21 protein-coding genes and 1 tRNA gene are annotated in these 21,926 nt (G+C 66.3%); 4 read left to right on the top strand and 18 right to left on the bottom strand.

Annotated elements, in window-relative coordinates:
• Window positions 1–2: 2 nt before the first annotated feature.
• The 17 genes from AC59JP_RS22795 to argS all read right to left on the bottom strand — a co-directional run bounded on the left by AC59JP_RS22795 (window position 3) and on the right by argS (window position 17,784).
• A complete protein-coding gene (locus AC59JP_RS22795) occupies window positions 3–557 on the bottom strand; it encodes a F0F1 ATP synthase subunit B (protein WP_497328147.1) in 555 nt (184 codons plus the stop codon).
• A gap of 2 nt (window positions 558–559) precedes the next feature.
• Window positions 560–802 carry an ATP synthase F0 subunit C gene (locus AC59JP_RS22790; protein ID WP_497328145.1) on the bottom strand — a complete coding sequence of 81 codons (243 nt, stop codon included), beginning with the start codon at window positions 800–802 and terminating at the stop codon, window positions 560–562.
• 67 nt (window positions 803–869) lie between these two features.
• Window positions 870–1,646: a F0F1 ATP synthase subunit A gene (gene atpB, locus AC59JP_RS22785; RefSeq protein ID WP_497328181.1), complete on the bottom strand. Its 777-nt coding sequence runs from the start codon at window positions 1,644–1,646 to the stop codon at window positions 870–872.
• A gap of 333 nt (window positions 1,647–1,979) precedes the next feature.
• A complete protein-coding gene (locus AC59JP_RS22780; RefSeq protein WP_497328143.1) occupies window positions 1,980–2,423 on the bottom strand; it encodes a Cg1360 family ATP-synthase-associated protein in 444 nt (147 codons plus the stop codon).
• Window positions 2,424–2,441: 18 nt separating this feature from the next.
• Window positions 2,442–3,533 (bottom strand): glycosyltransferase family 4 protein, encoded by a 1,092-nt coding sequence (locus tag AC59JP_RS22775; RefSeq protein ID WP_497328179.1) that lies wholly within the window; start codon window positions 3,531–3,533, stop codon window positions 2,442–2,444.
• A gap of 110 nt (window positions 3,534–3,643) precedes the next feature.
• Window positions 3,644–4,924, bottom strand: coding sequence for a serine hydroxymethyltransferase (gene glyA, locus AC59JP_RS22770; protein ID WP_497328141.1), 1,281 nt, complete (start codon window positions 4,922–4,924; stop codon window positions 3,644–3,646).
• An 11-nt stretch (window positions 4,925–4,935) separates the two neighbouring features.
• Window positions 4,936–5,592 carry an L-threonylcarbamoyladenylate synthase gene (locus AC59JP_RS22765; protein WP_497328139.1) on the bottom strand — a complete coding sequence of 219 codons (657 nt, stop codon included), beginning with the start codon at window positions 5,590–5,592 and terminating at the stop codon, window positions 4,936–4,938.
• A 12-nt stretch (window positions 5,593–5,604) separates the two neighbouring features.
• Complete coding sequence (prmC, locus tag AC59JP_RS22760) at window positions 5,605–6,486, bottom strand: peptide chain release factor N(5)-glutamine methyltransferase (protein ID WP_497328137.1); 882 nt, start codon at window positions 6,484–6,486, stop codon at window positions 5,605–5,607.
• Window positions 6,487–6,488: 2 nt separating this feature from the next.
• Window positions 6,489–7,337, bottom strand: a complete 849-nt coding sequence (locus tag AC59JP_RS22755; RefSeq protein ID WP_497328135.1) for an SHOCT domain-containing protein — start codon at window positions 7,335–7,337, stop codon at window positions 6,489–6,491.
• 19 nt (window positions 7,338–7,356) lie between these two features.
• Window positions 7,357–8,436 carry a peptide chain release factor 1 gene (gene prfA, locus AC59JP_RS22750; RefSeq protein WP_497328133.1) on the bottom strand — a complete coding sequence of 360 codons (1,080 nt, stop codon included), beginning with the start codon at window positions 8,434–8,436 and terminating at the stop codon, window positions 7,357–7,359.
• A 95-nt stretch (window positions 8,437–8,531) separates the two neighbouring features.
• Entirely contained in the window at window positions 8,532–8,765 is a 234-nt protein-coding gene (gene rpmE / locus AC59JP_RS22745) for a 50S ribosomal protein L31 (RefSeq protein ID WP_497328131.1), read from the bottom strand.
• Between the two features lie 285 nt (window positions 8,766–9,050).
• Entirely contained in the window at window positions 9,051–11,132 is a 2,082-nt protein-coding gene (gene rho, locus AC59JP_RS22740) for a transcription termination factor Rho (RefSeq protein WP_497328129.1), read from the bottom strand.
• 257 nt (window positions 11,133–11,389) lie between these two features.
• Window positions 11,390–12,322: a homoserine kinase gene (gene thrB / locus AC59JP_RS22735; protein WP_497328127.1), complete on the bottom strand. Its 933-nt coding sequence runs from the start codon at window positions 12,320–12,322 to the stop codon at window positions 11,390–11,392.
• 11 nt (window positions 12,323–12,333) lie between these two features.
• Window positions 12,334–13,416, bottom strand: a complete 1,083-nt coding sequence (gene thrC, locus AC59JP_RS22730) for a threonine synthase (protein WP_497328125.1) — start codon at window positions 13,414–13,416, stop codon at window positions 12,334–12,336.
• Window positions 13,413–14,720: a homoserine dehydrogenase gene (locus AC59JP_RS22725; RefSeq protein WP_497328123.1), complete on the bottom strand. Its 1,308-nt coding sequence runs from the start codon at window positions 14,718–14,720 to the stop codon at window positions 13,413–13,415. The genes thrC and AC59JP_RS22725 overlap by 4 nt, the downstream gene beginning before the upstream one ends.
• Complete coding sequence (gene lysA / locus AC59JP_RS22720) at window positions 14,717–16,135, bottom strand: diaminopimelate decarboxylase (RefSeq protein WP_497328121.1); 1,419 nt, start codon at window positions 16,133–16,135, stop codon at window positions 14,717–14,719. Before lysA ends, AC59JP_RS22725 begins: the two co-directional genes overlap by 4 nt.
• Entirely contained in the window at window positions 16,132–17,784 is a 1,653-nt protein-coding gene (argS, locus tag AC59JP_RS22715; RefSeq protein ID WP_497328119.1) for an arginine--tRNA ligase, read from the bottom strand. The genes lysA and argS overlap by 4 nt, the downstream gene beginning before the upstream one ends.
• A 131-nt stretch (window positions 17,785–17,915) precedes the next feature.
• Between argS and AC59JP_RS22710 the strand changes: the two genes are divergently transcribed.
• The 4 genes from AC59JP_RS22710 to AC59JP_RS22695 all read left to right on the top strand — a co-directional run bounded on the left by AC59JP_RS22710 (window position 17,916) and on the right by AC59JP_RS22695 (window position 20,509).
• Window positions 17,916–18,785: a thioredoxin-like domain-containing protein gene (locus AC59JP_RS22710; protein ID WP_497328117.1), complete on the top strand. Its 870-nt coding sequence runs from the start codon at window positions 17,916–17,918 to the stop codon at window positions 18,783–18,785.
• Window positions 18,782–19,498 carry a DUF305 domain-containing protein gene (locus AC59JP_RS22705; RefSeq protein WP_497328115.1) on the top strand — a complete coding sequence of 239 codons (717 nt, stop codon included), beginning with the start codon at window positions 18,782–18,784 and terminating at the stop codon, window positions 19,496–19,498. The genes AC59JP_RS22710 and AC59JP_RS22705 overlap by 4 nt, the downstream gene beginning before the upstream one ends.
• Before the next feature lie 60 nt (window positions 19,499–19,558).
• A tRNA-Arg gene (locus tag AC59JP_RS22700) sits at window positions 19,559–19,631 on the top strand.
• 179 nt (window positions 19,632–19,810) lie between these two features.
• On the top strand, window positions 19,811–20,509 hold the full coding sequence (locus AC59JP_RS22695) for a methyltransferase domain-containing protein (RefSeq protein WP_497328113.1): 699 nt from the start codon (window positions 19,811–19,813) through the stop codon (window positions 20,507–20,509).
• On the opposite strand, the gene AC59JP_RS22690 is transcribed toward AC59JP_RS22695, so the two are convergent.
• A complete protein-coding gene (locus AC59JP_RS22690; protein ID WP_497328111.1) occupies window positions 20,496–21,827 on the bottom strand; it encodes a hypothetical protein in 1,332 nt (443 codons plus the stop codon). The genes AC59JP_RS22695 and AC59JP_RS22690 overlap by 14 nt on opposite strands.
• Window positions 21,828–21,926: the final 99 nt, after the last annotated feature.

Below are 21,926 nucleotides of genomic sequence, written 5' to 3'. Positions count from 1 at the left end.
GCTCACTTTCCGGAATCTGCGCCGACGGAGTCGAGCTCGTCGAGGAACCGGTCGATGCTTCCGGCCCGCTTGACGTCGTCGGACAGCTGCTCTCCGATGACCTTCTCCGCGAGATCGACGGCGGTGCGACCCAGTTCGCTACGCAGCTCGGCCACGATCTGCTGGCGCTGTGCTGCAAGCTGCTGGTGTCCCGACGCGACGATGCGGTCGCTCTCTTCCTGGGCGCTGACCTTCATGTCGGCGAGAATCTGCTGTCCTTGCGAACGTGCGTCCTCGCGAATCTTGGCGGCTTCCTGGCGTGCTTCGGCGAGCTGAGCGCGGTACTGCTCGAGCGCTTCCTTCGCCTCGGCCTGAGCCTCTTCGGCTCGCTTGATGCCGCCTTCGATCTTGTCGGTGCGCTCGGCCAAGACCGTCTGGAAACGCGGGAGCACGTACTTCCAGAAGAAGAAGCCGATGACGACGACACAGACCGCGGACCAGACGATGTCGTAGGTCGCGGGAACGAGAGGGTTGATCTTCTCGCCCTCTGTGGCCGCGAGTACCGCAGTTGTCGACATGATCAGAAGATGAAGCCGGCGACGAGGCCGATCAGCGCGAGCGCCTCGGTGAACGCGATGCCGAGGAACATGTTGGTACGGATCTGGCCGGCGAGCTCGGGCTGACGCGCGATGCCCTCGATGGCCTTACCGACGACGATGCCCACGCCGATGCCGGGGCCGATGGCCGCGAGGCCGTAGCCGATGGCGCCGTAGCCGGCACCGGTGACTTCGGTGGCTTCCTGTGCCAGGTAGGTGAGGCTCATGTTGATCTGTTCCCTTTCTGTTGCCCACGACCGGTCGGGCGCGGGTCAGGTGTTCCAGGTGGAGCGGTCAGTGTGAATCGGCGTGCGCAGCGAGGTCGATGTACACGGCAGTGAGCAGTGCGAAGACGTACGCCTGCAGGAAGATCACCAGGAGCTCGAAGAGCGTGAACCCGAACCCGGCGATGAGCGAGAAGATTCCGAACCCCTGCAGCGGCGTCTCTGCTTCGAAGAAGAAGAACTGCGTCGCGCTGAAGAACAGAACAAGCATGATGTGGCCGGCGAGCATGTTGGCCATGAGTCGCACCGTCAGGGTGAACGGGCGCAGGATGAACGTCGAGACGAACTCGATCGGAATCAGCAGGAAGTGCAGTGCGATCGGGACGTTCGGAACGACCACCGACGACTTCATGTACTTCGTGAACCCGTACTTCTTGATGCCCACGTAGTTGAAGACGATGTACGCCACGGCAGCGAGAACGATCGGCATGCCGACGCGGGCGTTCGACGAGATGTTCAGGAACGGGATCACACCCGAGAAGTTCAGGAACAGAACGGTGAAGAAGATGGTCGCGAGGATGGGCAGATACTTCTTGCCCATCTCCTTGCCCAACACCTCGTCGGCGATCTGCTCCTTGACGAAGGTCAGCGCGATCTCACCCAGGTTCTGAATTCCGCGAGGGACGATCTTGGGGCTGCGCATCGCGAGAGCGAAGAAGGCGATGAGAACGACCGTCATCAGGATGCGGACGAGCATCAGACGATCCAGCTCGAACGGCGTCCCCTCGAACAACACGGCCGGAGGGAAGAAGTCGGCTAGTGACGGCGGGCTGAACTCCGCGGCCAGATTGGTGACGCTCAGCGGTCTCTCCCGTGTTCGGGCCGTGGATCGAGTGCATCCACGGTTCGAGCGGACAACGACAATGTTGCTGGTCGACGAGGACGTCTCGCGTGGTCGTCAGTCGCACGAGAGCCATGGGATCTCACTGCGCCTGCCGAAGGTCGGCGACTGTCGTCGACTCGGTTGAAATGTGGTGATGTAGTCAGCGAAACGGTCGACGATCTGGACAAAGCGCCCAATTCGTCCGCTTCCTTCTCGCTTGAACGAAACTTTAGCAACCAGTTTGGGCCGAAGCTTAACTGGGTCGTAACGGGCTTCACACTACTACACAATGTCGTACTACTGACCGTCGGATTCATCCTTCGAGTCGACGTACGGCGTTCTGGATCTGAGGACACCGAAAGTCTCCGCACCGAGCACGATCACCAATGCAGCCAGGACCACGATGCCCAGCGTGCTCCGGTGATAGAAGGTCATTCCGTTCAGCACGCCGAGCACCACGACCGCGACGAGCATCTTCGCGATCCACCCGCCCAGCAGCACGGCGCCGAGGCTGGTAGGCGACAGCCGGGCCGAGAACAGAACGGACACCGACGTCAGCAGAATGAACGCGCCGCCCAGCCCGGCTCCGATGAGCGCGCCCCACAATCCCGGCAATCCCTGGACGAGATACGCGATCACGGCGGACGCCACGGCGAGCACCGCCAGCGCGATCGCGCCGTATCGAACGGCGGCTCGTAAGGGAGCAGTGGGCGCCGGAATCGGCTGCGGTGTGAAACTCACGGGAAGCGACCCTACCGCCTAACGGTGACGCCGTTCCTCACTCAAGCTGGGCACCACCGTCGCGACCAGCGCGAACACGAGTCCGCCGGCGAACACGAGGACCACCACGCGCCGGTCGATCAGGGCGGCGCCCACCGCCCCGAAGGCCAGCACGCCGACCCACAAGTAGATGAGAAGCACCACGCGCCGGTGCGAGTGCCCGATCTGAAGCAACCGGTGATGCAGATGCATCTTGTCCGGGCTGAAGGGACTGCGCCCCGCGCGAGTGCGTCGCACGACGGCCAGCAGGAGGTCGAGCATCGGGATGAACATCACGGCCCCGACGATGAGCAACGGGGTGAGCAGGCCCAGCAGGTCGCGGGTGCCGTAGGCATTCAGGCTGATGCGGCCCGACGCACTGGTCGAGACCGTGGCCAGCATCAGTCCGATCACCATCGAGCCCGAGTCGCCCATGAAGATGCGTGCGGGTTGAAAGTTGTGCGGGAGAAATCCGAGGCACGCGCCCGCGAGAGCGGCAGCGATCATCGCCGGCGGGTAGGCGCTGACGTCACCACCCTGTTGGTGGAGCAGGCCGATCGAGAAGATGCAGATCGCGACGGCAGCAATGAGTCCGAGGCCGGCCGCGAGCCCGTCCAGGCCGTCGACGAAGTTCATCGCGTTGACCATCACCAAGGTGATCATCACCGTGACGAGGCCCGCCTGAAGTTGGTCGAGAATGATGGTCTGGCCTCCGCCCCAGGGAACGAACAGCAGGTACCAACTCACCCCCATCAACACCAGAACACCGGACGCGGTGACCTGGCCGACGAACTTGGTCAGGGCGTCGAGGCCCCACCGATCGTCGACCACCCCGACGAGCATGATGATCACGCCCGCGACCAGCGCCGCGGGTACTTCCTTGGTGAACTCGAACCCGCGCGTCAGTGCCGGCAACTGCTGCGCGAACAACAGCGCGACGAGCAGTCCGAGATAGATGCCGATACCGCCGAGGCGAGGTGTGGGCGTGACGTGGACGTCGCGCTCGCGCGGCACGGCAACGGCGCCGAATCGGAGAGCGAGGAGCCTGATTCCACCGGTTGCGAAGAAGGTCACGACGGCTGCGGTCAACATCACCAGCAGCAACTCGCGAATGGGGACGCCCGCCCCTCGACCACTGGACTGGGCCAGCAGAGAGGTCGCGGAGTGGGCAAGCACGGCTCAGACGCTACCTTCGGACGCGGTCAGGCCCGCGGGTAGGCAGGCTTGCTCGACACGAACTCGGCGGTCTCCTTCGAGAGCTGCTCGAGGGTCTTTCGGCCGGCGTCGGTGGCCGGATCTGCCGCGACTGCCCGACCGATCAGCGAACCGATGGTGGCCATGTCCGACCTGACGAATCCCTGCGTGGTCACCGATGCCGATCCGACGCGAATACCGGACGTGACGGCAGGCGGGGCAGGATCGAACGGAATCGAGTTCTTGTTCAGCGTGACTCCCGCTGCGCCACAACGAGACTCGGCCTCGGCGCCGGACACACCGGTCTTGCCGATGTCGATCAACGCGAGATGGGTGTCGGTACCGCCCGACACCGCACGCATGCCCTCCGACTCGAGCGCCTCGGTGAGCGCCGCCGCGTTCTCCACCACCGAGCGTGCATAGGTGCGGTACTCGGGCGTCGCCGCCTCTCGGAACGCCACCGCTTTGGCGGCGATGGCGTGCATGAACGGGCCACCCTGCGTGAACGGGAAGACGGCCTTGTCGAGCGCAGTGGCGTGCTCGGCACGGCTGAGCAACATGCCGCCGCGCGGACCTCGCAGAACTTTGTGCGTGGTGGCGGACACGACGTCGGCGTAGGGAACCGGCGATTCGATCGCACCTCCCGCCACCAGACCGATGAAGTGGGCCGCGTCGACCCACAGAATTGCGTTGACCTCGTCGGCGATGGACCGGAACGCGGCGAAGTCGATGGTCCGCGGGTAGGCGGTTGCGCCCGCGACGATGATCTTCGGACGATGAAGCAAAGCCAGGTCCCGCACTTCGTCGTAGTCGATCAGCTCGGTGCGCTTGTCGACGTGGTACGGCACCGGTGTGAACCATCGACCGGAGAAGCTGACCCTCGAACCATGTGTCAGATGTCCCCCGTGCGGGAGGCTCATCGCGAGGACGGAATCGCCCGGCTGCGCGAACGCCGAGTAGACGGCCAGGTTGGCGTTGGCACCGGAGTGCGGCTGCACGTTTGCGTGTTCCGCACCGAACAGCGCTTTCGCACGCTCGATCGCCAGAGTCTCGGCCCGATCGACGAACTCGCAGCCCCCGTAGTAGCGGCGCCCGGGGTAGCCCTCGGCGTACTTGTTGCTCAGCACCGACCCCAGTGCCGCCAACACCGCCGGGCTTGTGAGGTTCTCGCTCGCGATCAGCTGCAGGCCGCCGCGCAGACGGCCGAGTTCCGATTGCACGACGTCGGCGATCTCGGGGTCGGTGGTCGCCAACTCGTTCCAGTCGGGACCCCAGAACTGCGCTGCCATGACGGACGTCCTTATCGGTCGACGAGACTGTCTTCGGTCACACCGAGCACCTCGGCGATGTCTTTCGCCGTGACTGCCCCGACACGAAGTATGCGCGGGGTGTCCCCGGTGAGGTCGACGATCGTCGATGCGAGAGCGTGTTTCGCCGGGCCCCCGTCGAGGTAGACGGCGGCCGACCCGCCCAGCTGCTCCTTCGCCTCCGTGACCGTCACGGCCGGCGGTTTGCCGGAGATGTTGGCGCTCGACACCGCCAGCGGGCCGACGGCGCGCAGCAATTCGATCGCCACCGGATGGAGCGGCATCCGCAGCATCACGGTTCCGCGGGCGTCTCCGAGGTCCCACGCGAGCGACGGCGCCTGATGCACGACGAGGCTCAGCGCGCCGGGCCAGAACGCCTGAATCAGGTCGCGCGCAGCAGAGCGAACACCCAGGACAAGACCGTCGATCGTGTTCCAGGAACCGACCAGGACGGGGACCGGCATGTCCCGGCCCCGACCCTTCGCTCGCAGTAGGTCGCTGACGGTATTGCTGTCGAAGGCGTCGGCCGCGACACCGTAGACGGTGTCGGTGGGCATGACCACGAGCCGGCCGGAGGAGAGGGCGCGCCGAGCGGCGTCCAGTCCTGCAGCGCGTGAATCGACGTCGGAACAGTCGTAAACAGTGGACACGGGATCATCCTCTCACTCGGTGCGAACGGTCCGGCGAGCGACGACGAATCGCGGCCTCCCCGCAAGGTCTACGTGCTCGGTGACATCTGTGAAAACCGCTCGCTCGGTGAAGGATTCGACCACACCGGCGCCGTTGGAATCGTCGTGCTCCACCCCGACCCCTCCCCCGACACGCAACCACCGGGCCACGTTGGCGACCATCGGCTTGATGACCGACAGGCCGTCCGAACCCGCGAACAGTGCGGTGCGCGGGTCGTGGTCGGCGACCTCGGGCTCGAGTACCGCGCCTTCGGGAATGTAGGGCGGATTGGCGACGACCACGTCGACAGTGCCGTCCAGCTGGTTCAGCAGAGTGCGGTCGGTGACGTCCCCGTGATGGAGGTGAATCGGCGTATCGCCTTGTGTCGCGAGCAGATCGGCGTTGCGCCTCGCCCAGGCCAGCGCGTGGTGTTCGAGTTCGACTGCGTGCACCACCGCGTCTGGTCGAGCGTGCGCAATCGCCAGGGCGAGGGCGCCCGACCCCGTGCAGAGGTCCAGCACGACCGGCGGATGCCGGTCGACGTTCTCCAGGAACGCGAGAGCCCACGCGAGGAGCAGTTCGGTTTCGGGCCTGGGCACGAACACTCCAGGCCCGACCTCGACGTCGATCTCACCGAGCGAGGACGTTCCGATGATGTACTGCAACGGAATTCGCTTGGCGCGCTGCGCGACCATCTGGCGGTACGCGTCGAGCACCTCGGGTTCCACGAGCGGGACGAGCCCGAGTCGCGTCCGCGGCACGCCCACGATGTGCGATGCGAGAACTTCTGCGTCGGCCCGTGGGCTCCCGACACCCGCCTCAGTGAGCGTGGCGGTTGCCTCGACGATCGCGATGCGAAGCGGAACTCTGGTCACCTCTACAACCTCCCGAGTAGTTCCGCTTTCTTGGCCGAGAACTCGTCGTCGGTCAGGATTCCTCGTGCGTGCAACCCGGCGAGGGCCTCGATGGACGCGATCACGTCGTTCGAGCCGGAGCCTCCCGACAGTGGGGACTGTGTCTGCGCAGTTGCGGACTGCGGAGTTGCGGACATGGGCGGTGCCTGTTCGGGCTGCCGGTTCCAGCTCAGGTCCGCATCGGTGCGGTGCTGCGGCGGCGACGGAACCGACTCGGGCGCCTGCTGAACCGTCGGCTCTGCTCGGCCGTCGGCGTCGGTGCGAACCTGAGGGAGGCTGGTCACCGGGATCTGCCCCTTCTGGCTCGAGAACAGCAGTGACTGCGGCCCGTTGCCCTGCTGCTGCGACACACCGCCGATCGAGTAATCGAGGGTGTCGTACACGGTGACCGATCCGCCGTACTGGATCGCGAGACGCTTGACCTGTGGGAAGACGGCGTACCGGGTGTCGTTCTGGCCGCCGCTCGAGCTGGGTGTGCCCAACTCGGCAGGCCACCAGTTGTTTCCGCGACCACCCGAGGCCCCCGGAACCACCGCGAACACCTGCATCGACGCGAGGAGATTGGACAGCTCGTTGCACAGATTGTCCACGCGCTGCTTCAGCCCGTGATCGAACATGTTGCCCACCATGGTCATTCCGCCGCGCATCCACTGACCACCGCCGCCCAGCTCGGCGACGTTGAACTGCGCCATGGTGCCGCCACCGATGTTGACCGCGACCAGCATGGTCTCGACCGCCCCGGTGGAAATGCCGTATCGCTGCGCAATCGAATCGACGGAACGCCGACCGTCCGGAGTCAACTGCTGTGCCATGACGGTCAGCTTACGCAGGTCACTCCGCTTGCAGCCGGGCCGCACGATCGGCTGCGGCGAGGGCGTCGAGCAACGGATCGAGCTCGCCGTCGAGAACGGCGTCGAGGTTGTGGGACTTGAACCCGATCCGGTGATCGGTGATGCGGTTCTCGGGAAAGTTGTAGGTGCGGATGCGCTCGGAACGGTCGACCGTGCGGACCTGACTGGCGCGACCGGCGGCGGCCTCCTGGTCTGCAGCTTCCTCGGCAGCAGCCTGCAGACGCGCGGCGAGCACCACCATGGCGCGGGCCTTGTTCTGCAGTTGCGAGCGTTCGTTCTGGCAGGTGACGACGATGCCGGTGGGGAGGTGCGTGATGCGTACCGCCGAGTCGGTGGTGTTGACGCCCTGCCCACCCTTGCCGGACGAGCGGTAGACGTCGATCCGCAGGTCGCCCTCGTCGATCTGGACGTCCTCGACCTCCTCGGGCTCGGGGTAGACGAGAATGCCTGCGGCCGAGGTGTGTACGCGTCCCTGCGACTCGGTGACGGGCACACGCTGGACGCGGTGCACACCGCCCTCGAATTTGAGCCTAGCCCAGACACCGTCCGCCGCATCACCTTTGGACTTGATGGACAGCGTGGCGTCCTTGTATCCACCGAGATCGGACACGGTGGCGTCAAGGATCTCGACCTTCCAGCCGCGGCGCTCCGCGTACCGGACGTACATGCGAGCGAGGTCGGATGCGAACAACGCCGACTCCTCGCCGCCCTCACCGGATTTGACCTCCATCACGATGTCTTCCGAGTCGTGCGGATCACGTGGTGCGAGCAGATCGGTCAGAGCCGTGTCGAGTTCGAGGACAGTGGCTTCGAGGGCCGGGATTTCCGCGGCGAAGCTCGAATCGTCAGCAGCCAGTTCGCGCGCGGCTTCGAGGTCGTCTCGCGCAGCGGACAGCTTGGCGTGGACGCTCATGATGGGGGCGAGCTGGGCGAAGCGCTTGCCGGCGCGGCGGGCAGCGGCCGGGTCGTTGTGCAGAGCCGGGTCGGCGAGCTCGCGCTCGAGCCCCTCGTGCTCCGCCAGGATGTCGTCGATGGCGGACGGGGAGGTGGTGCGTGCCATGTTCGTGCTCCCAGTCGTCGGTGATGAACATGTCGTGGAGAAAGAACAGACGCCCGCCCCGAGCGCGGAGCTCAGGACGGGCGTCTGTGGAGAAGCTAGCTGTCTGCGTCGGCCTTCTTGCCGGCGCGCTTGCCGTAGCGAGCCTCGAAGCGAGCAACGCGGCCGCCGGTGTCGAGGATCTTCTGCTTACCCGTGTAGAACGGGTGGCACTGCGAGCAGACCTCGACGTTGATGCGTCCGGCCGTGGACGTGCTGTGCGTCTCGAAAGTATTTCCGCAACCACACACGACGGTCGTCGCGTTGTAGCTCGGGTGGATTCCTGCCTTCATGGGTGTCCCTTTCATGGTCGCCGGGTCGACCTCGCCAATCGAGGACGTGAACCGGAACCGGACTCAGCCGCTCAGTATGCCAGATGGGCTCTCTGAGCTGGTAATCCTCACAACCGGGCGGCAGTTCGATCTATTCCTCGGTGGTCGGACAGCCCGGAATTGCGTCGGGCACCGCCGATTCGGGGTGCGAGAAGCCGGGGCACCTTCGATCCGGTCCGTGCAACGACAAGAGTGGAGCATTCGTCCCGGCCGGCGGGACGAATGCTCCACTCTCGGCGAAGCGAACTAGTTGTCGTTCCCGCCCGGCGCCGTCTTCGAGACCTCCATGAGGAACTCGATGTTGTTCTTGCTCTTCTTCAGACGGTCCACCAGCAGGTCGATGGCCTGATGCGAGTCGAGACCGGAGAGCACGCGCCGGAGCTTGTGCACCACAGCTGCCTCGTCGGGGCTGAGCAGCAACTCGTCGTGGCGGGTGCTGGACGGGTTGATGTCGACCGCGGGGAACACGCGACGCTCGGCGATCTTGCGATCGAGCTTGAGCTCGGCGTTACCCGTGCCCTTGAACTCCTCGAAGATCACGGTGTCACCGGTCGACCCGGTTTCGACCATGGCCGTCGCGATGATCGTCAGCGATCCACCGTGCTCGATGTTGCGAGCGGCACCGAGGAAACGTTTCGGCGGGTACAGCGCAGTCGAATCGACACCACCGGAGAGGATGCGGCCCGATGCGGGCGAGCTGTTGTTGTACGCACGGCCCAGACGCGTGATCGAGTCGAGCAACACGACGACGTCGCGGCCGTCCTCGACCAGACGCTTCGCGCGCTCGATGGCGAGCTCCGCGACGGACGTGTGATCGCCCGGCGGCCGGTCGAAGGTCGAGGCGATGACCTCACCCTTCACGCTGCGCTGCATGTCCGTGACTTCTTCGGGTCGCTCGTCGACGAGGATGACCATCAGATAGCACTCGGGGTTGTTCACGGCGATCGCGTTGGCGATGGCCTGCAGCACGCTCGTCTTACCGGCCTTGGGCGGGCTGACGATCAGCGCACGCTGACCCTTACCGATGGGCATGACCAGGTCGATGATGCGCGTGGTCAGGATGTTCGGCGTGGTCTCGAGGCGCAGACGCTGGTTCGGGTAGAGCGGCGTGAGCTTGTTGAACTCGGGCCGCTTCCGGGCTGCGTCGGGCTCGGCACCGTTGACGGTGTCGAGGCGAACCAGCGGGTTGAACTTCTGCCGCGAGTTGCCCTGATCGCCGCCGTCCTTGGCCACCTTGACCGCACCGGTGATGGCGTCACCACGACGCAATCCGTTGCGGCGGACGAGGTTCATGGACACGTACACGTCGTTGGGTCCGGCGAGGTACCCGGACGTCCGCACGAACGCATAGTTGTCGAGCACGTCGAGGATGCCGGCAACCGGCTGCAGAACGTCGTCTTCCCGGATCTCCGGCTCGCGCTGGTTGCCGTCGGGGGCACCGTCGCGGTCGCGTCCACGACGACGCTCACGGAACCTGCGGCCCCGCCTGCCCCGACCGTCTCCCTCGTCGTCCTGCTGACGATTGTCGTCGCGCGGACCGTTGTTCTGCCGGTCGTTGTTGTTGCGATCGTTGTTGTTTCGGTCGTTGTTGCGATCGTTGCGCGGCTGGCGGTCGCCGTTGTTCTGACGATCGTTGGTGCCCTGGCGGTCGCCGTTGCCCTGGCGGTCGCTGTTGTTCTGACGATCGTTGTTTCCCTGGCGATCGTTGTTGTTCTGACGCTCGCCGTTGCCCTGGCGATCGTTGTTGTTCTGACGCTCGCGACGCGGTCGGTCGTTTCCGCCCTGGCGGTCCGACTGACCCTGTCCGTTGCCACCGGTGCGTTCCTCGGTGGGCGCAGATTCGGTGGGAGCAGATTCGGTGGGCGCAGATTCGGTGGGCGCCGCCTCGGCGGGCGCAGATTCGGTCGGCGCGGCCGGTGCGGTCTCGGCGGTAGCCGGTGCGTCCTGCGTGGAGGGCGCGGCAGAACCGGCTTCCGAATCGGCAGCGCCGGCACGGCGGGTCGCACCGCGGCGTGCTCGGGTGCGACGAGGCCCTGCGGAATCGGCGTCGTCCGACGGAGACGCCTGCGTCGTCTCGGCTGCGGGTGCCGCAGCGGCAGCTGGCTCCTGCGCCGGAGCGCTCTCGCGGCGCGGCGGCGGCACCTGGCGCGATTCGATGGCCTCGACGAGCGCGCCCTTGCGCATCCCGGAGACACCCTTGATGCCCAGCTCGGTGGCGAGGCTCCGCAGCTCGGTCAACACCATCGACGACAGACCCGCACCGCGACGAGAGGCTGCGCGGGGAGCCGAGGTGGAATCGGGAACAGCAATGAGGTCCGTATCGGTCACGGAGGTCCTTTCCTTCCCTCGCGCGCACTGTGCGCCAAAGCGAGGGTTCGTCCCGAGGTTCGAGTCATTTCGAACCCGGTTGTGCCGTGTTCGTTCGCGTCGGTTGCAGAATCGGTCTCAGTAGAGAACCAGGGGGAGGCTACGAATAGAATTTCGCCCTGTGTGAAGACCGGCGCCAGATGCGCACGATGTGCGGACGATTGCCAGAATAGCCGCACACCTCGGCGCGGGCAAGAACCGACCTGCGCGCGCCGCGCTCAGTCGACCGCTACGCCCTCTGCAACGTCCAACTCGAGGACTTTCATTCCCTCGTCCCGCGCCGATTCGACCAGGTCGTGCGGCAGCGGCTCGGTGCTCAGGGCAAGGACGGTGGGGCCCGCTCCGGACACGGTGGCCGCGAAACCCCGGCTGCGAATTTCGCGCACCCAACGCGTGGTCAGAGGCAGTGCAGAGGCGCGGTACGGCTGATGCAGCCGGTCTTCGGTGGCCGCCATCAGCAGTTCCGGGTGCGACGTCAGGGCCACGACCGCGAGACCTGTTCGTCCCGCGTTGAAAGCCGCGTCGCGGTGTGGCACCAATTCGGGAAGCAGCCCGCGCGTGTGCACGGTCGAGGATCGTTCCCGCGGGATGAACACGGTGGCGCGGACGTCCGGGTGCACTTCGAGTCGCGTCGCCGCGAAGGTGCGGGGACCTTCCGGCGGGCCGGCCTCTTCACTCCAGGACACCACCGCTCCCCCGAGGACGCTCGCCGACGCGTTGTCGGGGTGACCCTCGAACTCCGAGGCCAGTTGCACCATCTGCGCCGCACTCAGCTCGAGCTCGGCACTCATCTTGGCGGCCAGCGCGTTTGCCGCTGCCAACCCACCGACCACGGCGGACGCCGACGACCCGAGACCGCGCGAGTGGGGAATGGAGTTGTGACACACCACAGAAAGACCGTCCGCCCACACGCCCGCGGACTCGAGGCCACGTTCGATGGCGCGCACGACGAGATGCGATGGGCCCCAGGGAACGTCGTCGGCGCCTTCGCCCTCGACTCGGATGTCCAACCCGGATGCGGCGACGGTCACGACGATCTCGTCGTAGAGCCCCAAAGCCATTCCGAGACAGTCGAATCCGGGACCGAGGTTGGCACTCGACGCCGGCACGCGCGCTCGCGCGGACAGTCCGGTGGGCAGTGTCGCAGTCATCGTCGCCGTCGTCAGGCCAGTTCGAGTGCCGACGCCACTGCAACGGGATCGACCGGGATCGGCTGCACCTCGGTCATTCCGAGCAGTGCGGTGTCCGAATCCTTGAGACCGTTGCCGGTGACCGTGCACACGACCTTGAGTCCACGGTCGAGCCATCCTTCTCGGCTCGCCGCGATCAGGCCGGCGATCGATGCCGCGGACGCAGGTTCGACGAAGATACCTTCGGTCGACGCGAGCAACCGGTACGCCTCGAGGATCTCGTCGTCCGTCGCGGCCCGGAACGCGCCGCCGGACTCTTCCTTGGCGGTCATTGCGCCGTTCCACGAGGCGGGCGAACCGATCCGAATCGCCGTCGCGATCGTGTCCGGGTTCTTCACGGGCGCACCGTGCACCAGAGGTGCCGCACCGGCCGCCTGAACGCCGAGCATTCGCGGACGGCGTGTGGTGAGTCCGTCGGTGTAGTACTCGCTGTATCCGCGCCAGTAGGCGGTGATGTTGCCGGCGTTGCCGACCGGGAGGACGTGGACGTCCGGGGCGTCGCCGAGCGCGTCGCAGATCTCGAAGGCGGCGGTCTTCTGACCGTCGATGCGCACCGGGTTGACCGAGTTGACGAGCCCGATGGTGGGGAACTCCGCGGTGGTCTTGCGGGCGAGTTCCAGGCAGTCGTCGAAGTTGCCTTCGACCTGAATGATCCTGGCGCCGTGCATGAGCGCCTGCGCCAGCTTGCCCATCGCGATCTTGCCCTGCGGAATCAACACCGCACAGGTCATGCCCGCCTTGGCCGCGTACGCCGCAGCCGAGGCCGAGGTGTTTCCGGTGGAGGCGCACAGCACGGCGCGCTGCCCACGAGCAAGCGCATCGGTGACCGCCATGGTCATGCCGCGGTCCTTGAACGACCCCGTCGGGTTGAGGCCTTCGACCTTGACGTGCACCTCGCACCCGGTCAGCTCGGACAGCCGCTCGGCGGGGAGAAGCGGAGTTCCGCCCTCGCGCAACGTGATCGGGGTCCAGTTGGAACCGATGGCGAGACGATCGCGGTAGGCGGCGATCAACCCAGGCCACGGGGTGTGTACGGGCTGCGTGGTGGTCGTCATTCGGAAGTGCCTTCCAATCGGAGAACGCTGGTGACGTCGTTGACGAACTCGAGGCCCGACAAGGACTTCACGGTGGCCGCCAGGGCGGAATCGGTGGCGCGGTGCGTCACGACGACGAGGCGGGCGTGTTCACCGGCACCCTCCTGCCGCACCGTGGAGATGCTGACGTCGAACTTGGCGAATTCGGCTGCGACAGCGGACAACACGCCGGCACGGTCGGAGACCTGCATGTTGACGTGGTACCGCGTGGGCGTGTCGCCCATCGGCGCGATGGGGAGCTTGGCGTAGGTCGAATCGGCCGGACCGCGGCCGCCGAACACCTTGTTGCGCGCCGCCATCACCAGATCGCCCATGACCGCGGACGCGGTGGGAGCACCGCCGGCGCCCTGACCGTAGAACATCAGCCGGCCGGCCGCCTTCGCCTCGACGACGACGGCGTTGAACGCACCGTTCACCGACGCCAGGGGGTGCGAGAGCGGCACCAGGGCGGGATAGACGCGAACGGAGATGCTTTCCTTGCCGTCCTGATCGACCACACGTTCGCACAGCGCGAGGAGCTTGACGGTGCAGTCGAGCGCACGAGCGGTGGCCAGGTCGTCGGCGGTGATGGACGAGATGCCCTCGCGGTACACGTCGGCGGCCGTCACGCGGGTGTGGAACGCCAACGAGGCGAGGATGGCGGCCTTCGCTGCGGCGTCGAACCCTTCGACGTCGGCGGTGGGATCGGCCTCGGCGTAACCGAGTCGGCCCGCCTCGGCCAGGGTCTCCGAGTAGTCTGCTCCGGTCGAATCCATCGCGGACAGAATGAAGTTCGTGGTGCCGTTGACGATGCCGATGACCCGGTCGACTCGATCTCCCGCCAGGGACTGCATGAGCGGACGAACAACCGGAATCGCTCCGGCGACAGCCGCCTCGAAATACAGGTCCGCGCGGTGGTTCTCGGCCGCTTCGGCGAGCTCACCGGTGTACTCGGCCAGCAGTGCCTTGTTGGCGGTGACCACCGACTTGCCGGCGTTCAACGCACTGAGCATCAGCTCCTTCGCCGGCTCGATGCCGCCGAAGACCTCGACGACGATGTCGACGTCGTCGCGAGCGACCAGCGCGTGCGGATCGGTGGTCAGCAGATCCTCGGACACGCCGCGGTCCCCCAGCGTGCGAACGGCGATGCCGCGCAGCACGATCGGAGCACCGACGCGTGCTTCCAGGTCGCCCGCGTTCTCCTGGATTATGCGGACCACCTCGGTGCCGACGTTGCCGAGACCGAGAACGGCGACCCCGATGGGGTGTACCGACGGTGCGCTCACTTGCTTACCTCCAGGCTGAGAAGATCGTCGAAGGTTTCTCGGCGGAGCACGAGTCGCGCTTCGCCGGCCCGCACAGCCACCACCGCGGGGCGCGGCAGCAGGTTGTAGCGGCTCGACATGGAATAGCAGTAGGCGCCGGTGGCGGCCACGGCGAACAGGTCCCCGGGACCGAGGTCGGCCGGCTGCCACGTATCACGAATCACGATGTCGCCACTCTCGCAATGCTTTCCGACGATTCGCGCCAGCACCGGCTCGGCGTCGGAGTCACGCGAGACCAGACGTCCGACGTACTCGGCCTGATAGAGCGAGGTACGAATGTTGTCGCTCATACCGCCGTCGACGCTGATGTAGCGACGCGTCAGTGTGGACCCGACCGTGACGTCCTTGACCGTTCCCACCTCGTACAGCGTCACCGTTCCGGGTCCGGCGATGGCCCGTCCGGGCTCGACCGCGAGAGTCGGTGTCGGCAAACCCGCTGCGGCGGACTCGGTCTCGACGATGTTCGTCAACTTCGCCGCCAGCTCGTCCACCGGAGGCGGATCGTCGCCGGGCACGTAGTGGATGCCCATGCCGCCACCGAGATCGACCACCGAGATCTGCGAGGTCTTGTCGACCCCGAACTCGGCCACGACGTCGCGGAGGAGTCCGATCACGCGGTGGGCGGCGAGTTCGAACCCGTCGACCTCGAAGATCTGCGACCCGATGTGGCTGTGCAGACCGACGAGTCGCAGATTGTCGGTCTCGAACACCCGACGCACGGCAGCGAGCGCAGAACCGTCCGCAAGCGAGAATCCGAACTTCTGATCCTCGTGGGCGGTGGCGATGAACTCGTGGGTGTGGGCCTCGACGCCCACTGTGATGCGAATCAGAACGTCCTGCACGGACCCGAGTTCACCGGCGACCTGGTCGAGACGGTCGATCTCGGTCATCGAGTCCAGCACCACGTGCTCGACGCCCGCGCGGACGCCGGCTTCGAGCTCGGCACGGGATTTGTTGTTGCCGTGCATGGCAATTCGATCCGCGGGGAAGCCGGCGTGCAGCGCGATCGCCAGCTCGCCGCCGGAGCACACGTCGAGCGAGAGGCCTTCGTCGGCCACCCAGCGAGCGATCTCTCCGCACAGGAACGCCTTGGACGCGTAGTGAACTCGCTCGGGGGCGCCGAACGCGGCCGCCATGTCCCGGCAGCGCGAGCGGAAATCGTCCTCGTCGATGACGAAGAGCGGCGTGCCGTACTCGGCAGCGAGGTCGGTGACCTTCACGCCGGCGACGGACAGCACACCGTCGTCGTCTCGCGTCGCGTTGCGCGGAAAGATCTTCTCCGGCAACGACGTCGACGCGGCGGCGGTGGGCCGTTCCGGCGCGGACGACACGGGGGAACCCTCTGCGTGCCGGGGGCCGGCGGGATGCGCGTTCACATTTTCTCCGGTGCGGTCACGCCGAGGAGTCCGAGCCCGTTGGCGAGGACCTGGCGAGTTGCGTTGCCGAGCGCCAGGCGCGCGGTGTGCAGAGGCGCCGGCTGCTCGTCGCCCTGCGGCAACACTCGGCACGCGCCGTAGAAACGGTGGTAGGACCCGGCCAGCTCCTCGAGATACCGCGCGATGCGGTGCGGCTCACGAAGATCGGCGGCACTGGCCACCACCCGCGGGTACTCCCCGATGGTCCTGATCAGATCGCCCTCCGCCTCGTGGGTGAGCAACGAGAAGTCCGGGTCGTCGGAGCTCACGCCGAGTTCCGCGGCTCCGACGGCGAGCGAGCAGAGTCGCGCGTGCGCGTACTGCACGTAGTAGACCGGGTTGTCGCTGCTCTGCGACGACCACAGCGCAAGGTCGATGTCGATGCTCGAATCCACCGACGACCGCACCAGCACGTACCGCGCGGCGTCGACTCCGATGGCCTCGACCAGGTCGTCGAGCGTGATGACGGTGCCCGCCCGCTTGCTCATCTTGACCGCGACACCGTCCGAGACCAGGTTCACCATCTGACCGATGAGAACCTCCACGGTGTCCGGGTCGTCGCCGAACGCGGCCGCTGCGGCCTTGAGCCTGCCGATGTATCCGTGATGGTCGGCGCCCAGCATGTAGATGCAGAGGTCGAATCCGCGCGAACGCTTGTCCTGGAAGTACGCGATGTCACCGGCGATATAAGCGGCGTTGCCGTCGCTCTTGATCACCACCCGGTCCTTGTCGTCGCCGAAGTCGGTGCTGCGCAGCCACCACGCGCCGTCCTTCTCGTACAACTTGCCCGACGTGCGGAGCGTCTCGACGGCCTTCTCCACCGCTCCCGACTCGAACAGGGAGTTCTCGTGGAAGTAGACGTCGAAATCGGTGCCGAACTCGTGCAGGTTGGCTTTGATCTGGGAGAACATCTTGTCGACGCCGATCGCGCGGAACACTTCCTGACGATCCTCCGGCGCCAACTCGAGCGCGTCGGGTCGCTCGGCCAGCACACCCGCGGCGATGTCGGACAGATAGGCACCGGCGTATCCGTCGTCCGGGGTGGGTTCGCCCAGAGCAACTGCGACCAGTGACCGCGCGAATCGGTCGATCTGCGCCCCGTGGTCGTTGAAGTAGTACTCGCGAGTGACGGCCGCGCCGCGCGCGGTGAGTACGCGACCGAGCGCGTCGCCGACGGCGGCCCACCGGGTTCCGCCCAGGTGAATGGGGCCGGTGGGGTTGGCCGAGACGAATTCGAGGTTGATCGAGGTACCGGACAGTGCGTCCGACGTGCCGTAGGAAACTCCGTCGGCGAGCGCACGCTCGACGATCGCGCCCTGCGCCGCCTTGGCCAGCCGAATGTTGAGGAAGCCGGGGCCCGCAACCGTGGCCTCGTCGATCGCGGCCTCGGACGAGAGTGCGTCGGCGAGCCAGGACGCGAGGTCGCGGGGGGACACACCGGCCTTCTTGGCCACCTGCATCGCGACGTTGGTGGCGTAGTCGCCGTGCTCGGGGTTGCGTGGACGGTCCAGCGTCACCGTTGCCGGGAGCACCGCGGGATCGAGACCGCGCGAGACCAGCACCGAGGCGGCGGTCGCGCGGAGCAGTTCGGCAAGATCGGCGGGAGTCACAGGCGCTTATTCTATGGGCACAGGTCAGGTGCACCCGACCGGCCTTGCGGACGCACGTCTGAGCGAGTACTCAGACTCCGTCCGTACAGTAGTCGCTTGCAGGTTCCCCTCGACGAAAGAGCACACCACCGATGCCCAGCGGTTCCGACAAAGGCGCGAAGTCAGCCAAAGCCATCAAGGCTGCTTCCAAGAAGAAGCCCAAGAAGCAGGGTGGTGTACCCGGCGCAGGCGCGAAGGGTCGCCGTCAGATTCCGTGGCTCACCATCGGCGCCGTCGTGGTCGTGATCGCTCTCATCGGTGTTCTCGCCGCCAACCTGTACCCGAAGTACCAGGCCCGGGTCGAGGCGCAGAAGTTCGCGCCGTCCGAGTCCAACCAGGATCCGTCGACCGGTATCGAAGGCGTCGTGGTGAAGCAGTATCCGGCTGCGTTGCACGTGGCCGCGACCCAGCGCGTGGCCTACGACGAGTCGCCGCCGTTCGGTGGGCCGCACGATCAGGTGTGGGCGAACTGCATGGGCACGGTGTACCCCAACGCGATTCGCACCGAGAACGCCGTGCACGGCCTCGAACACGGCGCTGTCTGGATCACCTACAACCCGGACGACCTGTCCGCGGATCAGGTCGCCGACCTCGCCAAGAAGGTCGACGGCCAGCAATACACGATGATGTCGCCGTACCCCGGTCTCGATCACGCGGTGTCGCTGCAGTCGTGGGGCCATCAGCTCAAGCTCGACAGCCCGGACGATCCGCGCATCGACCAGTTCATCTCGGCCCTGCGCCTCAACCGCTTCCAGTACCCCGAGGTCGGTGCGAGTTGCTCGACCACGCCGGAGACGTTCGACGTCGACAACCCGCCGCCGTTCGATCCCACACCTCCCGGTCCGGACGCGGTGCCGATGGACGGCGCCGGCATCACCCCCGACGCCACCGAGACCGGTGGGGCGGGCGGCTCCGGACTGCCGTCCGATCTGCAGATCCCGACCGGAACACCCAACCCGTGACCGAGGCGCAGCAGAGCACCGGGGAATCGGAGACCACGGAGCTCTCGGAAACCGACGTCCCGAAGCGCAGTCAGAAGACCGCGCTGCTGGTGATCGGCGCCATCGGTCTGCTCGTGATCGGGTTCGCAGTGGGCTTCCTGGTGCAGATGCCGCTCGCGGACAAGGGCGTCCCGATTCCGGCGGACGACTCGGTCGACGTCGGATTCGCGCAGGACATGACGGTCCACCACAACCAGGCCATCGAGATGGCGACGATCGGCTACACGAACGCTGTCGATCCGCTGGTGAAGAACTTGGCCTACGACATCTTGACCACGCAGCAGAATCAGGTCGGTCAGATGCAGGGGTGGCTCGCACTGTGGGACAAGGCACCGCTGTCCTCCGGCGGCTACATGGCCTGGATGACGGCCGACAGCGGGCACTCCATGTCCGGGATGTCCACCGAGACGGGCCCGGTGTCGACCATGCCGGGCATGGCCTCGGCCGACGACATGTCGCGTCTCCGGACGGCCACAGGGTCCGCGGTCGACGTTCTGTTCCTGCAGTTGATGCTCCGGCACCACCAGGGCGGCCTCGAGATGATGCAGTACGGCGCCACCTACGCCGAGACGGCCGCGGTGCGCCAACTCGCGCAGACCATGGTCGACACGCAGACCTCCGAGGCACAGTTGATGACGCAGATGCTCTCTCAGAAGGGTGCGCAACCCCTCTGATCGACGATCCAGCCATGAGATAGGCTGGCAGCGCCCAACAGGCACATCGCATGTCGATGCGCCCCCGTAGCTCAGGGGATAGAGCGTCCGCCTCCGGAGCGGAAGGCCGCAGGTTCGAATCCTGCCGGGGGCACTTGCAAATTCCGCCGGCTATTGCCGCGTCACAGCTCACACAACCGATCCGATTCGCGGTCGGAGCCGAATTACGACCACAATGATTTCAATAGTCGACATCACGTCGATTGTGCGGATTGTGATTCGGGAGGGCTCCGCCGTGGAATACACAGCCATGAACAACGAGAGCTGTCGCGTATGTCGCTGCTGACCGTCGACGACTCGGACACCTTCGGCGAGCAAATCGAAGGATTCGACACTCTCTTCCGCAGCGCCTCGGCCGGAAAGCCGTGCTGGGTGCTCAGCGAGTCCGGTGAGCGCGCACCCATGCCGGTCAACCGATGGTTGGGCGGCGACGCCGCGAGCACCCGAGACCGCGTGGGCGACATGGCTCTTCTCGTTCCCTGCGACGGACCCACGCTCGATCTCGGCTGTGGGCCCGGCCGTCTGACCGCAGATCTCGCTCGGCGTGGAATCCGCGCACTCGGCGTCGATTCCTCCGAGGCGGCCATCGAGATGACCGTCGCGCGCGGCGGACATGCGTTGCAGCGCAGCATCTTCGACACCATCCCCGACGCCGGATCGTGGCGGCACGTCCTGCTGGCCGACGGCAACATCGGCATCGGCGGTGATCCCTTGCGGGTGCTGCGCCGTGCCCGTGAGCTCGTGGCGCTGGACGGTTACGTTCTCGCCGAGGTGGATCGCCCGGGCACCGGACTGACGTCGGAGCGCGTTCGCTGGGAGTCCCAGGACGCCACCGGCGGTTGGTTCGACTGGGCGCGCGTGGATCCCGCGGTCATGACGGACTTGGCCAGCGCGTCGGATCTGCGTGTGGTCACCACCGTGGAACTGGGCGGGCGCAGCTTCGTTCGATTGGCCCCCGTCACCAATTCGTGAGCAGAAGGTGATTGATCGCCAACGCGGCAATTGCCTGCACGGCAAGCCAGAACCGGTGAGTTCGCTTCGGCAGCAACGCCGTTGCCGCGAGGACCCACATGTAGAACGGCAGCCAGATGCGTTCGGTCTCCGCCTTGCTGAGGGTGCTGAGGTCCGCCGCCGCGATGGCGAGGACTCCGGCGATCACCAACATCGACAGTCCCGACAACCCTCGCAGACGCTTCCACGCGAACGATCTGTGCAGGGCCGCCGGGACCGCAAGACCCAACGCGCACACCGCCGACGCGATGTTTGCCCATCCCCAGTAGGCGAACGGGCGGTACTGCGCAATGCCCTGCCAGTAACGCACCTGGACGAGTTGGTAGCCGTCATACCACCAGAAGCCGTACGCCGTGAAGATCGCAGCTACGGCAAGCGCGCCGAACAATGCCCCGATCAAGGGCCGCGCGTTGCGTGTGGCGATCAGGACCGCGAGCGCCGGAATGGCCATCAGCGTGAGCCCGTAGTTCAGGTACACGGTGAAACCGAGGAGAACGCCCGCACCGACGGCGTAGATCCAGGGACGCGACACGGTACGGGTGGCCGCGAGGGCCAGCAACGAAATGCCCCACGCCGCAACGCCGGCGAACAACCCGTCACCGGACACACCGATCCAGATCGCGGCCGGGGCGAGGATCAGGAACGGCACCGCCCGCCGAGCGAGCGACTCTCCGGCCAATGCGCGCACTGCGATCGCCACGGCGACAGCGGCGGAGGATCCGACGAGGATGCACAACATTCCCGCCCAGGCACCGCCCTGCAATCCGAGGCGATCGAGCCAGACGAACACGAGCAGAGCGCCCGGCGGATGACCCGACACGTGCGTCGTCCAGGAGCCGATCTGACCGTCGACGATGTGCGTGGTGAACGTCTTCAGCATGGCGGGAATGTCGGTGACGCCCGGAACCTCGTACAGGTACTCGTCTTTCGCGGTCAGCTTCTCCACGACGCCGCGGTGCCACCCGTCGACCAGTGCGAGAGACAGCACCCACCCGAACGAGGCGGCCCAGGTCGTGAACATCAACGGTCGCCACGACATCCGGGCCGCCACGGCGGGGCCGTAGAGAACCATCGCGACCGCGATCACCACCGCGAACGGGGTACCGGGGCCCACGTGCGGCAGCCACTGAGCGAACAGCGGCGACCCTTCGGTGAAGTCGCGGAACGTGCGGGCCGAGGGCGTGATCAGCGGGGTGATTTTCTCGTTCCCCATCTTCGCGACCACAGCCGCGACGACCACCAATACGACGGCCAGGACCGCCCCGATCAGATCGCGCATCCGAGGCAGGCGCAACCCAGGCTCGGTGTCGTGAGAGTCTTGCTCGACAGTAATGTTCCCCAGCTCCTTGTTCGGCAGCAGCCCGATCCACACACGAAT

The organism is Rhodococcus sp. 320_ES (assembly GCF_059691855.1).
The sequence above is the reverse complement of the archived record's forward strand: the minus strand, read 5'-3'. Positions and strand labels throughout refer to the sequence as shown.

Bases quoted from the DNA above. Each gene is read 5' to 3' on its own strand.
- thrC (WP_497328125.1), bottom strand. From the start codon at position 13,416: ATGACGACCACCACGCAGCCCGTACACACCCCGTGGCCTGGGTTGATC.
- AC59JP_RS22710 (WP_497328117.1), top strand. From the start codon at position 17,916: ATGCCCAGCGGTTCCGACAAAGGCGCGAAGTCAGCCAAAGCCATCAAG.
- AC59JP_RS22790 (WP_497328145.1), bottom strand. From the start codon at position 802: ATGAGCCTCACCTACCTGGCACAGGAAGCCACCGAAGTCACCGGTGCC.
- glyA (WP_497328141.1), bottom strand. From the start codon at position 4,924: ATGGCAGCGCAGTTCTGGGGTCCCGACTGGAACGAGTTGGCGACCACC.
- AC59JP_RS22695 (WP_497328113.1), top strand. From the start codon at position 19,811: ATGTCGCTGCTGACCGTCGACGACTCGGACACCTTCGGCGAGCAAATC.
- rpmE (WP_497328131.1), bottom strand. From the start codon at position 8,765: ATGAAGGCAGGAATCCACCCGAGCTACAACGCGACGACCGTCGTGTGT.
- AC59JP_RS22775 (WP_497328179.1), bottom strand. From the start codon at position 3,533: ATGTTGACCGCAGCCGTCGTGACCTTCTTCGCAACCGGTGGAATCAGG.
- prfA (WP_497328133.1), bottom strand. From the start codon at position 8,436: ATGGCACGCACCACCTCCCCGTCCGCCATCGACGACATCCTGGCGGAG.
- AC59JP_RS22795 (WP_497328147.1), bottom strand. From the start codon at position 557: ATGTCGACAACTGCGGTACTCGCGGCCACAGAGGGCGAGAAGATCAAC.
- thrB (WP_497328127.1), bottom strand. From the start codon at position 12,322: ATGACTGCGACACTGCCCACCGGACTGTCCGCGCGAGCGCGCGTGCCG.
- AC59JP_RS22690 (WP_497328111.1), bottom strand. From the start codon at position 21,827: ATGCGCGATCTGATCGGGGCGGTCCTGGCCGTCGTATTGGTGGTCGTC.
- AC59JP_RS22755 (WP_497328135.1), bottom strand. From the start codon at position 7,337: ATGGCACAGCAGTTGACTCCGGACGGTCGGCGTTCCGTCGATTCGATT.